Raw genomic sequence first — 15,278 nt, 5'->3', positions numbered from 1 at the left:
GCCGGGTAAGCGTTAACGCCACCCGGTAAGGTGAGAATGCCGGATGGCGGTGCCTGTACCTTAATCCGGCCTACGGGCAATTAGTGTTTTGTCGCCTTCTGGAACAGCATGTCCCACATCTCTTTCACTAACGCCTGGTCACGCGGCGAAAGTTCGCCTGCGCTAATCGCTTTTTCCAGGCTGCTGGTCACATTGGCGTACAATGCCTCAGCGGAATGGTCCTCGCCAGCATCCAGCTCTGCTACGGCCAGCGTCAGGTGCCCACGCAAATAGCCACTGGCAAACAACTCATCATCGCTGGCGTGCTCTACCATATCGTCGATTAATGCCAGAATGCGTGATTCAAACTCCGCGATCATCTTCTTTCCTCATTGTAAACGTGGCGGCGGCTTCAGTTGAGCGCTTCGGGCCACGGGAATTGTTCCGCCTTAAGTTCAGGCGTGTGATAATAATTCTGTAACGCGTTAATAAAGCGCGCTGGACGCTCCGGGATCCCCTTTTCCAGATACTCCATCACCTGGGCATGCACACGACGCTGGAATACCACGCGATCCGGTTCAAAGTCTCCGTTCAGATTGTCGCAACTGACGTTAAACGGATAGCCCGCCGCCATGCAGAACAGCCAGTCAAACGCCTGCGGCTTCACTTCCACATCTTCAAACTGGCATTGCGTGTTCGCGTCGCGTCCATCCGGGCAGTACCAGTAACCAAAGTCAACCAGCTCACGACGCGCTTTACCCGCAATACACCAGTGCGAAATTTCATGTAAGGCGCTGGCGTAATAACCATGCGCAAAAACGATACGGTGATACGGTACTTCCGCATCAGCAGGAAGATAGATCGGTTCGTCATCGCCTTTAATCAGACGGGTATTAAATTCATCGGCAAAGCAGCCGTTAAAAATCTCAATTAACTGTTCGTAGTGATGGGTGTTATTCATTAGTTCATCCCCAGCCAGTGGAGAATCTCCTGTCCATGATTATCGTAAAGTAGCTTGGCGCTCATTACGGCGGAGACAATAACGATCATAGGCCGAATGAGTTTTTGTCCTTTGCTGAGCACCAGTCGCGATCCCATCCGTGCGCCAATAAACTGGCCAATGAGCATCACAAACCCGGTCGCCCAAATCACTTTGCCGCCGAGGGCAAACAGCAACAACCCACCGATATTCGAGGTGGCATTTAATACTTTGGCGTGGGCCGTCGATTTCGCCAGGTTATATCCGCACAGCATGACAAAAGCCAGCGCGTAGAACGATCCCGCTGCCGGACCAAAAAAGCCATCGTAAAAACCAACGCAGCCTCCGGCCACCAGCGCGAAAGGCAAACCGTGCAGTCGACGCTGCCGGTCTTCTTCGCCCACTCTGGGCATCAACAGAAAGTAGAGGCCAATACAGATAACCAGCACCGGCAGGATCTGGCGTAATATGTCGGACTGCACATGCTGGACCAACAATGCGCCGCTCATTGAACCGACAAAGGTCATGAAGATGTTGAGCTTCTGATCCGCCAGATTAACCACGCCCCGGCGAATAAAATAGATCGAGGAAGAGATAGATCCCCCGCAGGCCTGCAGCTTATTGGTGGCCAGTGCTTGCGCGGGCGGCATTCCGGCCGCCATCAATGCCGGGATGGTGAGTAAACCGCCGCCCCCGGCCAGAGAGTCAATAAAACCTGCCAGCATTGCCACAAAAAAAAGCACACCCAACAGCAGTGGCGACACCATAAACAGAGAGACAAAATGATCCATTAGAGTACATGCTCATCCAGTAGCGCCTGGCAGGAAGGCGGCAACGGCGGCGGTGTCTTCTTCTCAGGCTTGGTGGTTCCAGGTTTAGGAGGTTCGAACCAGCTTTGCAGCTCTGCGCCACAGCCGTCACCCGGTGGGGGCAAAGGTTGATCTTCGCACTCCAGGCTGTCAGCAGGACAACGTAATCGTACGTGCATATGCGCACGATGCTGGAACCACGGTCGCACTTTACGCAACCAGTCCCTGTCGGTCCCTGCATCCAGACACAGCTGCTGCTTAATCGCCGGATTCACAAAAATACGCGTGACTTCATTATCTTTTGCCGCCAGCCTAATCAGGCTGAAAATCTCCGGCTTCCACAGCGACGGCACGACATGTTTGCCATCCCGTGAGACCAAATCTAACGCCTGAGGACGCAGCAATTGTGACTGGGTCCAGCGCGTTTTCGGCAACTGCAGGAAAATATCCACATCCAGGCCCGTCTGGTGGCTGGCATGACCGCCATTGAAACGCCCACCGGCCGGCATCCCCATATCGCCGATTAACACCGTGCCCAGCCCCAGATTATTCGCCTGATTACTCAGACGCTGGATAAACATCACCAGGTCCGGATGACCAAAGTAACGACGCTGATCGGTGCGCATCACCTGATAGTGTTCTGACTGTACAGGCAGCGTATCGGCGCCAACAATACAGCCATTGGAAAACGCGCCGATAGACTGCGCGCTACCTGCAACCGGATGGGTAATTTTCTGCCAGGGCGTTGCCGCCAGACAGGCGGCGCTGGCAAAGAGAGTCAGCGCCACAAGTGCCGTTTTTTTCATCTTTTACCAGCGTGGAATATCGGTCTTCACGTCCGCATTCTGCGCCCGCTGACGCAGCAGGTGATCCATCAATACAATCGCCAGCATCGCTTCGGCGATCGGCACAGCGCGGATCCCAACGCATGGATCGTGACGACCTTTAGTGATCATGTCGACTTCTTCACCAAAGCGGTTAATCGTGCGTCCGGGAACGGTAATACTGGAGGTTGGTTTCAGCGCCATATGTGCAACAATTTGCTGCCCGCTGCTGATCCCCCCCAGAATGCCGCCCGCATGGTTACTCTGGAAACCTTCTTTGGTGATTTCATCTCGGTTCTGGCTGCCGCGCAGCGCAACAACGTCAAATCCGTCACCAATCTCTACGCCCTTAACGGCGTTAATGCTCATAAGCGCATGGGCGATGTCGGCATCCAGGCGGTCGAATACCGGTTCACCGAGGCCGGCAGGTACGCCGCTTGCCACCACGGTGACCTTTGCTCCGATGGAGTCGCCCTCTTTTTTCAGGCCGCGCATCAGTTCATCGAGCGCCTCGATTTTATCCGGATCCGGGCAAAAGAACGGGTTAAGCTCCACCTGAGACCAGTCTTTAATCTCCAGCGGGATATCGCCCATCTGCGTCAGACAGCCGCGAATTTCAACGCCGAATTTTTCCGCCAGATATTTTTTGGCAATCGCCCCGGCCGCCACGCGCATCGCTGTTTCACGTGCGGATGAGCGTCCACCTCCACGATAGTCGCGCAGACCGTATTTTTGCTCATAGGTATAGTCGGCGTGACCAGGACGAAAAACATCCTTAATCGCGCTGTAATCCTGTGAACGCTGATCGGTATTTTCGATCAGCAGACCAATGCTGGTACCGGTGGTCACGCCTTCGAACACACCAGAGAGGATTTTCACCTGATCCGGTTCACGGCGCTGCGTAGTGTAACGCGACGTCCCCGGGCGACGTCTGTCGAGATCGTGCTGCAGGTCAGCTTCTGTCAGAGAAATGCCCGGCGGAACACCATCGACAATACAACCGAGCGCCAGCCCGTGTGATTCGCCGAATGTGGTTACGCGAAAGAGTTGCCCAATTGTGTTTCCTGCCATCACGGCTCCGTTATGAGTGTTGTGTTTGTGCGCGTGTATTTAGTCTTTATAAATGCTGAAATGCTCGCGAGCAGCAACTAACTGTTCTTTGGTCAGCATGAATACACCGTCACCGCCGTTGTCAAACTCCAGCCAGGTGAACGGTACATCCGGGTATTGCTCTATCAGATGTACCATGCTGTTTCCGACTTCACAAATCAGAATACCGTTATCTGCCAGGTAATCTGGAGCGTTCCCCAGAATGCGGCGAGTCAGTTTCAGCCCATCGCTACCTGACGCCAGACCCAGCTCAGGTTCATGACGATATTCGTTTGGCAGATCGGACATATCTTCCGCATCGACATACGGCGGGTTGGTCACAATCAGGTCATACTGCACTTTCAGCAGATCGCGGAACAGATCGGAGCGGATCGGCGTCACGTGATGGATCAGACCATGTTCCTCAATATTGTGTTCGGTCACGGCCAGCGCGTCAGTGGAAATATCCACCGCATCCACTTCGGCTTCCGGGAAAGCATACGCGCAGGCAATAGCGATGCAGCCGCTGCCGGTACACATATCAAGGATATGCTGCGGCTGCTCATTGATGAGGCCCGCAAAACGATTATTGATCAGTTCGCCAATCGGTGAGCGTGGAACCAGCACGCGTTCATCAACATAAAACTCATGCCCGCAGAACCAGGCTTTATTGGTCAGATAAGCAACCGGGATACGCTCGTTGACGCGGCGAATCACGCGTTCAACAATACGATGGCGCTCACTGGAGGTCAGACGCGCAGTGCGCATATCTTCAGGTATATCCAGCGGTAAATAGAGCGACGGCAGCACCAGCTGTACGGCCTCGTCCCATGGGTTATCCGTGCCATGGCCATACCAGATGTTCGCCGCGCTAAAACGGCTGACCGCCCAACGCAACATGTCCTGAATGGTATGCAGTTCACTCACTGCTTCATCGACGAAAATTTTATCCACGTATTCCTCCAGGGCATGCTCGTATTAATTTCGGCGGCTAGTTTGCCACGAAGACGGCGATAAATCAGCATCCACACCGGGCCTGAACGCGAAAATTGCGTTTTAAGCGATCGGATGCCCGTCGAGTCGGGTTAAACTAACGGAAAATAAAAGATGAGACTCTCGAATGAAAAAGAAAACATCGCTCAGCGAGGAGGATCAGACGCTGTTTCGCCAGCTGATGACCGGCACGCGTAAAATTAAGCAAGACACTATTGTTCACCGACCGCTACGTAAAAAAATCACCGAGGTCCCGGTTAAAAGGCTGTTGCAGGAACAGGCTGATGCCAGCCACTATTTTTCTGACGAATTTCAGCCGTTGCTGAACACGGACGGCCCGGTGAGATATCTGCGTGCTGACGTCAGCCATTTCGAACTGAAGAAAATGCGTCGTGGCGACTACTCCCCGGAGCTATTTCTCGATTTGCACGGACTGACCCAGCAACAGGCCAAACAGGAATTAGGCGCGCTAATCGCCGCCTGTCGTCGTGAGCACGTATTTTGCGCCTGCGTTATGCATGGCCACGGAAAGCATATTCTTAAACAGCAAACGCCTCTCTGGCTGGCACAGCATCCGCACGTGATGGCCTTTCATCAGGCGCCGAAAGAGTATGGGGGCGACGCCGCGCTGCTGGTGCTGATTGAAGTGGAAGAGTGGCTGCCGCCAGAACTTCCCTGATGCAGAAAAACAGAAAGAGCCGCGTTTGCGGCTCTTTTATTTTCCGGATGGTGGTTGTGCCTTATCCGGCCTACTTATATCGCTTTCGCCATTTTGAGGTTACACGGGCTCATCTGCCAGTTGAAAACCCCTTTTCCGCTTTCATCAAGCGTTACGCTGGCAATCGCTGACGTGGTAAACATCGGCGGAGTTTCGCCTGGGCAAAGCTCAGACACCAGATACCCCACTAAAGGCAAGTGAGAGATCACCAGCGCCGTGGCGATACCTTCATTGGCCAGAGCCTGTAAATAGGCGCTGACCAGACCGACATCGCCGCAGGGAGTCAGCTCCGGCAAAACATCCACGCCGGTTGGCAGGTTCATGCATTCCCCCACCACATCCAGCGTTTGTTCGGCTCGCAGGAACGGGCTCACCAGAACGCGTTCGATATCCACTTTTTGACCTTTCAGCCAGTTCGCCATCAGGCGAGATTCGTCACAACCACAAGAGGTTAAAGGACGAACCGAATCACTGGCGGCATCGAGGGCCGCGTCGCCGTGACGCATGATAAAAACTTGCATATTGCACCGCTTTTGTTAACCAGAATCACCAACACCAGTTAGTCACAGCCCCTATTGACCGTGGTAACGATATGGTGGCCGGCATTGTGCCTTATCCATTCACCGAATGAAACGCTGTTTTTTACCTCAACGGCGTAAGTATAGTCAATCTCTGTTTACATTTTGAGCATGGGCCATACATTCAGTGCGGATTCATCCTACCTTTGACCTCATGAATTCAGGTCAGTTTCCCTACTATTCCAGAATTTTTCACCACGTTCCGCCATCAGCAATAATTGCTCACACGGTGTAAACCGCGAGCCATATTGTGTTGATAGCCGTTGCAGAGCCGCAACTACTTCACCCGCGCCGAGGGAATCCATATACCGGAACGGGCCGCCGAGGAATGGCGGAAAACCAATACCAAATACAGCACCGATGTCGCCATCACGCGCGCTGCGGACGACTTTCTCGTCGAAGCAGCGTGCTGCTTCATTGAGCATTAACATGACGCACCGCTCAGCAATTTGCGTGGCGGGGAGTCGGGCCTGGCCCTGAGCGCCAATAAGCGTATAAATTGCAGGGTCGACCTGTTTTTTGCTTTTACGCCCTTTCGCCCCATAAAGATAGAAACCACGACCATTTTTTCTACCTTTGCGATCGTCATTCAAAATTGAAGCAACAACATTTGCAGGCGCGCTAAAACGTTCTCCATACGCGGCCTCAAGCACAGGTATAATTTTAGTGCCCGTATCAATTCCGACCTCATCCAAAAGTTGGATTGGCCCAACCGGAAAACCAAACTTAACCAGCGCGGCGTCAATGGCTTCAACTCGCTCGCCTTCGGTTAACAGGCGTATAGCTTCATTGATGTAAGGCGCTAAAATGCGGTTAACGTAAAACCCGGCCTTATCTCTGACGACTATCGGTGTTTTACCCTGTTTTTTCGCCAACTTGACGGTTGTTGCAATAGTTTGCTCAGAGGTCGTTGCATGCGGAATGACCTCAACCAGAGGCATTTTTTCAACCGGGCTAAAAAAGTGCAAACCTATCACTTGTTCAGGTCTGGCAGTCTTAGCCGCAATATCACTAATCGGTAAAGATGAGGTGTTGGAAGCAAAAATAGTGTGAGGTGCGCAATTTTGTTCAACTTCTGCCACCATCTGTTGTTTTAACGCCAGATCTTCGAACACGGCTTCAATAACCAGATCGCGATGCGCAAAACCGCGATAATCGGTAGATCCCGAAATTAACGCCAGCTGTTTATCGCGCTCGCTGGCTTTGATATGACGGCGACGAACCTTCGTTTCAAGCTGATCCCAACTGTACTTCAGCGCGTGGTTGATTCCCTTAGCACTAATATCTTTGATACGGACTGGCAAGCCACCTTTACAGGCCGTCACATAGGCGATACCACCGCCCATCAGACCGCCACCCAGAATACCGACGCTGCTTAGCGGCCCCGCCTTTGCATCACTACCAGGATCCTTTTTCACGTCTGTATTGGCAAAAAAGATGTGCCGCAGCGCCTGAGACTGGGGGGTCATCGCCAGCTCCCCAAATGCGCGGGCTTCTGCGTCATAACCGCTACTGCTTCCTTGTGCAAGGCCGGTTTCAATGACCTCAAGAATACGTTCCGTCGCGGGATAATTTCCCTGCGTTTTTTGCGCCGTCTTTTTACTGGCCATACGGAATAGCAGTGCTCGTCCCAGCGGTCCCGCTAACACCCGCTCACGTACGGGCAGGCCCCGGTGTGAAGAACTGTCTTTTTTAGCCAGTTCAACGGCAGCTTCCAGCAAAATAGACTGCGGCACGACCTCATCCACCAGACCCACTTTAAGTGCCTGTTTTGCGCGCAATTGTTTCCCTGTGAGGATCATATCCAGCGCAGTACTGACGCCAATAAGGCGTGGTAAGCGTTGCGTACCGCCGGAGCCGGGCAACAGGCCAAGCTGGACTTCCGGCAAACCCAGTACGGTTTTAGCATCATCCGTACAAATACGGTTATGGCAGGCCAACGCCATCTCCAGGCCACCGCCCAGACAAGCGCCATGAATCGCGGCGATAACCGGGATCGGTAACGCGTGAATTTCTGCCATAATCTGCTGGCCCTGGCGGGCCAGCGTTTCGGCTTCCTGCGCGCTGCGACAGCTACCAATCATGTTGATATCAGCTCCGGCGATGAAGTTATCGGGTTTCGCTGAAATGAACACCACACCGCGCAGCGCTTTGTTGTCGCGAATTTGTTTCAGGATGGCCCGAACCTGAGAAGCAAACTCCGCTTTCAGGGTATTCATTTTCTCTCCGGGCACATCAATGGTGACAATAGCGACGTTATCCAAACGCACATTAAGCGTAAAAGCCGATGTCATTTCCATTATTCCGCCTCCAGAACCATTGCCGCACCCAGACCACCTGCCGAAACCGCCGCCACGGCGGCGTAATTCATTGAGGGTTTGCGTAATCATTCGCGCACCAGTAGCGGCGAAGGGGTGTCCATAGGCAATCGATCCGCCCAGCACGTTAAATTTACTGTCATCAACCTCGCCAGTGGCATGTGCCCTCCCCAACACTTCGCGGGCAAAACGTTCGCTGCCCAGCAACTGAAGATTCGCCAGCGTTTGTGCGGCAAAGGCTTCATGCATATCGATCAAGGTTAAATCCGCCATCGTCAGTCCAGCTCGCTCCAGCGCAAGCGGCGTTGACCACGCCGGCCCCAGCAGCATGTTCTGCCAGACATCAATTGCGGTGAAAGCATAGCTGCGTAAATACCCCAGCGGCACCAGCCCCAGCTCTTTCGCTCGCGACTCTGTCATCAATATCACGGCGGCTGCGCCGTCCGTCAGCGGGGTACTGTTCGCCGCAGTCACGGTACCGTGCTTTCGGTCAAATGCCGGACGCAGTTTGGCGTAATCGGCCAGCGTAGAGTTGCCGCGAATGTTGTTATCTTCGGAAAGAGGATCTTTAAACGGTGGCGCGTAGGTGGTCATCACCTCATCGGCGAGCTTTCCTTCAGCCCATGCCTGAGCGGCACGTTGGTGCGAACGATGCGCCAGGGCATCCTGCTGCTCGCGAGTAATGCCATAGGTTTTCGCCATCTGCTCGGCCGTATCCCCCATGCGCAAGCCGGTGGAATATTCAGCGACGGCTGGCGGCACAGGCATCAGGTCACGTAAACGCAGCCGGGAAAACAGTTTCAGGCGTTGCCCTGTCGTGCGGGCTTTATTGACATCCACCAGCACACGCGCCAGCTTTTTGCTGACGCCAATCGGCAGGACTGACGACGAGTCCGCCCCGCCGGCAATTCCGGCGCGAATCGTTCCCGCCATCAGGCTTTCCGCGACATTCGCCACTGCCTGGAAGCTGGTGGCGCAGGCTCGGCTTACGCTGTAGGCATCCGTGTGCACATTCATACCGGTTCCCAGCACGATTTCACGAGCAATATTGGGGGCTTCAGGCATTTGTACAACCTGGCCAAAGACCAGTTGCTCGATCACATCAGCGGGTATTTCGCTACGCGCCAGCAGTTCGCCAACAACCATTTTCCCCAGATCTACGGCGGGAATGCCATGAAATGCGGTTGCCTGACGGGCAAATGGCGTACGCAATCCGCTTACAATGGCGATGCGATCGCCCTGGCGGGTAACCAGCGGTAAAGCCTGACTCATAACACTCCCCTGTAAAAAATAAAAATAAGTGGTCTGACCTGATCACAGTCTTAACCAATTTTTTACATTTAGCCAAGCGGAGAGAAAAGAAAGTGGGAGCTAAGACACAGTGAATAATCACTGACTGTTACGAAAATGCCCTTGCCACCAGGTAGCAAGGGCATAAATAGAAGGGATTAACGCAGGCCCAGCTGGAAAATCAGCGTTTCTGCTTCACAAGCAAAAACAAAGTCAATGTCCAGACGCACACCATCTGACTCCTCAGTAAAAGTAGAGGTGATTTGGCAAGGCTCAGATTCCACGCCACGCGCCTTTTCAGTCAGAGCGGCCAGCGTTTCTTCTGCCTCTGCGCGATTCGCGAACACACGGCTGTATGACGCGGTGCAATCGGAGTTGTCCATGATGGTGCCAACATCCATACAGCAGCAAACCGGGGTTTCATCAGCACTGCATTTACTCATTGTAGATTTCCTCTGTATTCGCACCTGAGGTGCCAGATAAACGATGGGGATATTTTACGCTCCCCTCTTTCGCCTCTCCAGTCGTTAATTGTATGAAATGCGATAAGTGACCGAAATCACACTTAAAAATGATCTAAAACAAAAATCACCCAAACAGGTGAGTGCGCATACCCGCAATTTTGCCAGCTGGATCGCGTTTCCGAGATCAGAATTGAAAATATTTATAAACATACTTGCAACATTTCAGCTGGTCAGACCTATACTCTCGGCACTGGTCTGATTTCTATGTCGTACCTCAGACCCTACACTTCGCGCTCCTGTTACGGTATGTAACATTGTTTGTATAAAAATAAATCTATGAGGTTATGGTCATGAGCCAGAAAACCCTGTTTACAAAGTCTGCTCTCGCAGTCGCAGTGGCAATTATCTCCACACAGGCCTGGTCTGCAGGCTTTCAGTTAAACGAATTTTCTTCCTCTGGCCTTGGCCGGGCATATTCGGGTGAAGGCGCTATTGCAGATGATGCAGGTAACGCCAGTCGTAACCCGGCACTGATTATGATGTTTGATCGCCCCACTTTTTCTGCGGGTGCAGTGTATATCGATCCAGACGTTAATATTTCCGGTAAATCGCCATTCACCGGACGTAGCACCGACGCAGATAACATCGCCCCGACGGCGTGGGTTCCCAACGCTCACTTCGTGATGCCTATCAACGAACAGTTTGGTTGGGGGGCATCTGTCACCTCTAACTATGGTCTGGCGACCGAGTTTAATGACAGCTATATCGTCGGTGAATACGGTGGGAAGACTGACCTTAAAACAGTCAACCTTAACCTGAGCGGTGCCTACCGCCTGAATGACAGCTGGAGCTTTGGTGTTGGTTTTAATGCCGTCTACGCCGATGCAAAAATTGAACGTTATTCCGGTGAAATGACTGCGGGATTACCGAAAGTCAGCAACAAAATTGCCAGCCTGAAGGGTGACGAATGGGGCTACGGCTGGAACGCCGGTATTTTGTACGAGCTGGATAAAAATAACCGTTACGGCTTGACGTACCGCTCTGAAGTTAAAATCGACTTCGATGGCGATTACAAAAGCGGTATTCGCACCCAGGTCAATGGGTTACCTGGCGCAGGCACCGCGTTCCCATGGGGAACAACCAATGCCACCGTCCCAGGTTCTTTGACGCTGAACCTGCCGGAAATGTGGGAACTGTCGGGCTATAACCGCATCGCTCCGCAATGGGCTATTCACTACAGCATGGCTTACACCAGTTGGAGCCAGTTCCAGGAGCTGAAAGCCACCGGCACCAACGGCCAGACACTGTTCTATAAAGAAGAAGGCTTCAAGGATTCTTACCGCATCGCGCTGGGCACAACCTACTATATGGATAAAAGCTGGACCTTCCGTACGGGTATCGCCTATGACGACAGCCCAGTTCCTGCGAGCAAGCGTTCCATCTCCATTCCAGACCAGGACCGCCTGTGGCTGAGTGCGGGTACGACTTACGCATTCAATGATGACGCATCTATTGATGTTGGTGTTTCTTATATGCACGGACAGAAAGTGACCGTCAAAGAAGGCCCGTATACTTTCGACTCTGAAGGTAAAGCCTGGCTGTTCGGTACCAACTTCAACTACGCATTCTGATTTTCTTCCGACGTAAAAAAGGTGAGCTTTTTTAGCTCACCTTTTTATTTGCACCAATTCCTTACTCGGAATCGATATCTTTTAAATCATCCTGAATGGCTTTCGCGTTCGGGTTTTCTTCTGGTTTAAGTTTCCCGCCGTTCGCGATGAAGTCATGACGCTGGAAGTAGGCTTCACGTACCATGATGTAAGGGTCGGAAGACTGACGCAGCAGACCGTCGGAATCAAGCAGCTGTGCGCGGGTTTCAATCCCTTCAACGGTCCATTTACCTATCGACAACGGCCAGGTCAGCCAGGACAATACCGGATACAGCGTATCCACCATATCGCCACCATCATCGCGCAACGTGAAGCTACCGTAGAACGGAAGCTGCATATACGGTCCGTAACCCACGTCATAGTGGCCTAACGTACTGCCAAAGCGGTGTGGTTCAACGCGCTGTAGCTTCGGATTCGCCATACCCGCCACATCGATAAATCCGCCCATCCCCAACAGGGTGTTCAGGAAGAAACGGGTAAAATGTACCATCCCCTGATAAGGATCGCCTTGCAGGAAATAGTTGACCATGACGGCCGGCTCTTCAAGGTTGCCCGTAAAGTTGCTTAAACCATTACGCGCCGGCTGCGGGACATAATCACGCCAGGCTACTGCTACCGGGCGAACAACATAGGGATCTAAAACATTAAAGTTAAAGTTGTACATAGTGCGGTTGAACCCTTCAAATGGATCCGAACGCCCCTGCTGTTCAGTACCAGAGCTCGCACACCCCACCAAAAGTGTGGTTCCCAGCGCAAGCGCCGACAGGCGAAGCTTCATAAGTGTCTCCCTGTGTAATATGGCTATCGCTGATTGCCATCCATGACGGAACGATGACGTATCCGCCTGTTAAGATGTGAGCGATTGTAACAGCACGTCAAACGATGTCTATATACCCGGTCTTACTGATTTGATCATAGCCTGGTAATGCACACTACGTGGCGGTTCTATTTTAGCTAACCCGATAAAAACAAACGTTACCATTTTTGCTATCTCAGACTTTGTCCCGCTGATTTTCGGATAAAAACCGCTACGCTTTAGCAATACGTGCTTATTCAGGATTCGGCTATGAATGATATTGAGAAAGAAAAAATCGATCGGCACAGCGACGAAATCCAGGTCGAAAGTGATGAAAAGCTAGAAGGTAAAAAGATAGAGGTCGATGAGGACAGACTCCCTTCCCGGGCGATGGCGATCCATGAACATATCCGCCAGGATGGGGAGAAAGAGATGGAACGTGATGCGATGGCGCTGCTGTGGTCGGCCATCGCTGCCGGGCTATCGATGGGTGCCTCGTTACTGGCAAAAGGGATTTTTCACGTGCAATTAGAAGGCGTGCCTGGAGGTTTTTTACTCGAGAATCTTGGTTATACCTTCGGGTTTATCATCGTCATCATGGCCCGCCAGCAGCTTTTTACCGAAAATACCGTCACTGCCGTACTACCGGTTATGCAAAACCCCACCCTCGGCAATTTTGGCCTGTTAATGCGCCTGTGGGGAGTGGTTTTACTGGGCAATATTATCGGTACCGGCGTTGCGGCATGGGCCTTTGAATATATGCCGATTTTTGATGAACAGACCCGCGACGCCTTTGTCAAAATCGGCATGGACGTGATGAAAAACAGCCCAACAGAGATGTTTTCTAACGCGATTATTTCTGGCTGGCTGATTGCCACAATGGTCTGGATGTTTCCTGCGGCCGGAGCGGCGAAGATTGTGGTCATTATTCTGATGACCTGGCTAATTGCGCTAGGCGATACTACACATATCGTCGTCGGCTCAGTGGAAATTCTCTATCTGGTCTTTAATGGTACGCTGCACTGGGGTGATTTCTTCTGGCCCTTTGCGTTACCGACACTCGCCGGAAATATCTGCGGCGGTACGTTTATCTTTGCGCTGATGAGCCACGCGCAGATTCGCAATGATATGAGCAACAAACGCAAGGAAGAAGCCAGGCAGCAAGCCAAACGCGACGAGCAAAAGCAGAAAAACCAGAAAAAACAGGCTTGAATGGTGACTGTTTGAGCAGTCAGGCGGCTTGAGACTTACCGTTGAGGGTAAAAAACGCTATAATCGTGCCGCTTCGTCCCCTTAGTTAAATGGATATAACGAGCCCCTCCTAAGGGCTAGTTGCAGGTTCGATTCCTGCAGGGGACACCATTACTACATCTCAGCAAGTCTAATAACCTCCATAACCTACTGATTTAAATCTCGATCACTAATATTACTCGTCCAGTGAAGTGTCATTATTTATAATGGAATCTATACATCTTTGCGTATAAGATTGTGTATAACTGAGTTCGATCTTTTTTCTATACACATGCTGCTATCTGACATCCAAATAAAACGAGCAAAACCAAAGGATAAGCCCTACACATTGAACGATGGCATGGGGTTATCACTGCTTATTGACACCGCAGGCAGTAAAGGCTGGCGTTATCGCTACCGCTTTGCAGGCAAACCCAAGATGATTTCCTTCGGCGTATACGGTGATGTATCGCTTGCACAGGCGCGTGCTAAACGTGATGAAGCTCGTTCGATGTTGGCCAAAGGGATCAACCCCAGCGAGGCCAGAAAGGCTGAAAAAATTGCGTTGCAGTTTGCACATGAGAACAGCTTTGAATCCGTAGCTAGGGAATGGCATGGTTCAAAAAAAGCCACCTGGTCAGAAGGGTACGCGAAAGAAGTTCTCAACTGCATGGAAAAGGATATTTTCCCGTTTATCGGCCAACGTCCAATCGAACAGATTGAACCGCTGGAGTTGCTCACCGTTCTGCAAAAGATTGAGAAAAGAGGTGCTTTGGAGCAAACCAGTAAGATCCGCCGCCGTTGCGGTGAAGTCTTACGTTATGCCGTCGCCACCGGACGGGCTAAATATAACTTTGCTCCTGACCTGGCTATTGCACTCAACAAGCCTAAAACTCAACACTTCCCATTCCTGACTGAAAGTGAATTGCCTGCTTTTGTAAGTGCACTGGAGAACTATCAAGGCAGTTTAGTAACCAAATACGCCACACAGCTGCTGATGATAACAGGAGTGCGTACAATCGAACTACGTGCCGCAGAATGGGTGGAGTTTGATTTAGAAAATGCCTTATGGGAGATCCCCAAAGAGCGGATGAAGAAACGTCGTCCTCATCTGGTTCCATTATCAACGCAGGCGATTTGCATCCTGGAAAAGCTGCAAGAAATAACAGGGAATTACAGCCTCGTTTTCCCTGGCCGAAATGATGTCAGGAAGCCGATGAGTGAAGCCAGCATCAACAAAGTGATAAAACTACTCGGCTATCATGGCCGCTTAACTGGTCACGGCTTCAGACATACTATGAGCACTATTCTACATGAACATGGTTTTGAAAGTGCCTGGATTGAAATGCAGCTTGCGCATGTTGATAAGAATTCGATTCGAGGTACTTATAATCATGCTCAATATTTAAAGCAACGTAAGGATATGATTCAATGGTATTCTTCACAAATCTTATGCAACTAGAATCATATAATGGCTTTATATAATCGGTAGGATGAACATCACTGTCTATTCCCAGACAATAAGATAATATTTTATCACA

Annotated in this window: 14 protein-coding genes and 1 tRNA gene; 5 read left to right on the top strand and 10 right to left on the bottom strand. The window is 51.6% G+C overall.

Annotated elements, in window-relative coordinates:
• Positions 1–80: 80 nt before the first annotated feature.
• From FDX11_RS12660 to prmB, 6 genes are read right to left on the bottom strand one after another with little or no spacing between them, the layout of a single operon-like run.
• Complete coding sequence (locus tag FDX11_RS12660; RefSeq protein WP_079223268.1) at positions 81–359, bottom strand: YfcL family protein; 279 nt, start codon at positions 357–359, stop codon at positions 81–83.
• A gap of 32 nt (positions 360–391) precedes the next feature.
• On the bottom strand, positions 392–940 hold the full coding sequence (locus tag FDX11_RS12655) for an elongation factor P hydroxylase (protein ID WP_038642365.1): 549 nt from the start codon (positions 938–940) through the stop codon (positions 392–394).
• Positions 940–1,749 (bottom strand): sulfite exporter TauE/SafE family protein, encoded by an 810-nt coding sequence (locus FDX11_RS12650; protein WP_038642367.1) that lies wholly within the window; start codon positions 1,747–1,749, stop codon positions 940–942. Before FDX11_RS12650 ends, FDX11_RS12655 begins: the two co-directional genes overlap by 1 nt.
• A complete protein-coding gene (gene mepA / locus FDX11_RS12645) occupies positions 1,749–2,573 on the bottom strand; it encodes a penicillin-insensitive murein endopeptidase (RefSeq protein ID WP_137398012.1) in 825 nt (274 codons plus the stop codon). The genes FDX11_RS12650 and mepA overlap by 1 nt, the downstream gene beginning before the upstream one ends.
• 3 nt (positions 2,574–2,576) lie before the next feature.
• Complete coding sequence (gene aroC / locus FDX11_RS12640; RefSeq protein ID WP_137398011.1) at positions 2,577–3,662, bottom strand: chorismate synthase; 1,086 nt, start codon at positions 3,660–3,662, stop codon at positions 2,577–2,579.
• A 39-nt stretch (positions 3,663–3,701) separates the two neighbouring features.
• On the bottom strand, positions 3,702–4,634 hold the full coding sequence (prmB, locus tag FDX11_RS12635) for a 50S ribosomal protein L3 N(5)-glutamine methyltransferase (RefSeq protein ID WP_038642381.1): 933 nt from the start codon (positions 4,632–4,634) through the stop codon (positions 3,702–3,704).
• Between the two features lie 166 nt (positions 4,635–4,800).
• Here prmB and smrB point away from each other — a divergent pair, with 166 nt between their 5' ends.
• The gene (gene smrB, locus FDX11_RS12630) at positions 4,801–5,352 is read left to right on the top strand and encodes an endonuclease SmrB (protein ID WP_006683613.1); all 552 of its coding nucleotides are present in this window, start codon (positions 4,801–4,803) and stop codon (positions 5,350–5,352) included.
• A 74-nt stretch (positions 5,353–5,426) separates the two neighbouring features.
• Here the strand turns inward: smrB and sixA are convergent, their stop codons facing one another.
• From sixA to FDX11_RS12615, 3 genes are all read right to left on the bottom strand, one after another.
• Positions 5,427–5,912, bottom strand: a complete 486-nt coding sequence (sixA, locus tag FDX11_RS12625; protein ID WP_006683612.1) for a phosphohistidine phosphatase SixA — start codon at positions 5,910–5,912, stop codon at positions 5,427–5,429.
• A 209-nt stretch (positions 5,913–6,121) separates the two neighbouring features.
• Entirely contained in the window at positions 6,122–9,559 is a 3,438-nt protein-coding gene (gene fadJ, locus FDX11_RS25645; RefSeq protein ID WP_137398010.1) for a fatty acid oxidation complex subunit alpha FadJ, read from the bottom strand.
• A 176-nt stretch (positions 9,560–9,735) separates the two neighbouring features.
• Complete coding sequence (locus tag FDX11_RS12615; protein ID WP_038642389.1) at positions 9,736–10,020, bottom strand: YfcZ/YiiS family protein; 285 nt, start codon at positions 10,018–10,020, stop codon at positions 9,736–9,738.
• A 371-nt stretch (positions 10,021–10,391) separates the two neighbouring features.
• On the opposite strand from FDX11_RS12615, the gene fadL reads away from it, so the two are divergent.
• Entirely contained in the window at positions 10,392–11,672 is a 1,281-nt protein-coding gene (gene fadL, locus FDX11_RS12610; RefSeq protein ID WP_042307042.1) for a long-chain fatty acid transporter FadL, read from the top strand.
• Between the two features lie 61 nt (positions 11,673–11,733).
• Here the strand turns inward: fadL and mlaA are convergent, their stop codons facing one another.
• Complete coding sequence (gene mlaA / locus FDX11_RS12605; RefSeq protein ID WP_038642393.1) at positions 11,734–12,489, bottom strand: phospholipid-binding lipoprotein MlaA; 756 nt, start codon at positions 12,487–12,489, stop codon at positions 11,734–11,736.
• A 297-nt stretch (positions 12,490–12,786) separates the two neighbouring features.
• On the opposite strand from mlaA, the gene FDX11_RS12600 reads away from it, so the two are divergent.
• From FDX11_RS12600 to FDX11_RS12590, 3 genes are all read left to right on the top strand, one after another.
• Positions 12,787–13,719 carry a formate/nitrite transporter family protein gene (locus tag FDX11_RS12600; protein ID WP_170973603.1) on the top strand — a complete coding sequence of 311 codons (933 nt, stop codon included), beginning with the start codon at positions 12,787–12,789 and terminating at the stop codon, positions 13,717–13,719.
• A 75-nt stretch (positions 13,720–13,794) separates the two neighbouring features.
• Positions 13,795–13,869 (top strand) — tRNA-Arg (locus FDX11_RS12595).
• A gap of 160 nt (positions 13,870–14,029) precedes the next feature.
• Entirely contained in the window at positions 14,030–15,199 is a 1,170-nt protein-coding gene (locus FDX11_RS12590; protein ID WP_137398039.1) for an integrase arm-type DNA-binding domain-containing protein, read from the top strand.
• Positions 15,200–15,278 lie beyond the last annotated feature (79 nt).

It is taken from the genome of Citrobacter sp. wls714 (assembly GCF_005281025.1).
GTDB classification, from domain to species: domain Bacteria; phylum Pseudomonadota; class Gammaproteobacteria; order Enterobacterales; family Enterobacteriaceae; genus Citrobacter; species Citrobacter werkmanii.
Note: the sequence above shows the minus strand (reverse complement) of the source record. Positions and strands in the feature narration are given on the sequence as shown.

What these genes read in the sequence shown, in the direction of transcription:
- mepA (WP_137398012.1), bottom strand. Translation starts at nt 2,573, where the DNA reads ATGAAAAAAACGGCACTTGTGGCGCTGACTCTCTTTGCCAGCGCCGCC.
- fadL (WP_042307042.1), top strand. Translation starts at nt 10,392, where the DNA reads ATGAGCCAGAAAACCCTGTTTACAAAGTCTGCTCTCGCAGTCGCAGTG.
- fadJ (WP_137398010.1), bottom strand. Translation starts at nt 9,559, where the DNA reads ATGAGTCAGGCTTTACCGCTGGTTACCCGCCAGGGCGATCGCATCGCC.
- FDX11_RS12590 (WP_137398039.1), top strand. Translation starts at nt 14,030, where the DNA reads ATGCTGCTATCTGACATCCAAATAAAACGAGCAAAACCAAAGGATAAG.
- FDX11_RS12655 (WP_038642365.1), bottom strand. Translation starts at nt 940, where the DNA reads ATGAATAACACCCATCACTACGAACAGTTAATTGAGATTTTTAACGGC.
- FDX11_RS12615 (WP_038642389.1), bottom strand. Translation starts at nt 10,020, where the DNA reads ATGAGTAAATGCAGTGCTGATGAAACCCCGGTTTGCTGCTGTATGGAT.
- sixA (WP_006683612.1), bottom strand. Translation starts at nt 5,912, where the DNA reads ATGCAAGTTTTTATCATGCGTCACGGCGACGCGGCCCTCGATGCCGCC.
- smrB (WP_006683613.1), top strand. Translation starts at nt 4,801, where the DNA reads ATGAAAAAGAAAACATCGCTCAGCGAGGAGGATCAGACGCTGTTTCGC.
- aroC (WP_137398011.1), bottom strand. Translation starts at nt 3,662, where the DNA reads ATGGCAGGAAACACAATTGGGCAACTCTTTCGCGTAACCACATTCGGC.
- FDX11_RS12650 (WP_038642367.1), bottom strand. Translation starts at nt 1,749, where the DNA reads ATGGATCATTTTGTCTCTCTGTTTATGGTGTCGCCACTGCTGTTGGGT.
- mlaA (WP_038642393.1), bottom strand. Translation starts at nt 12,489, where the DNA reads ATGAAGCTTCGCCTGTCGGCGCTTGCGCTGGGAACCACACTTTTGGTG.
- FDX11_RS12660 (WP_079223268.1), bottom strand. Translation starts at nt 359, where the DNA reads ATGATCGCGGAGTTTGAATCACGCATTCTGGCATTAATCGACGATATG.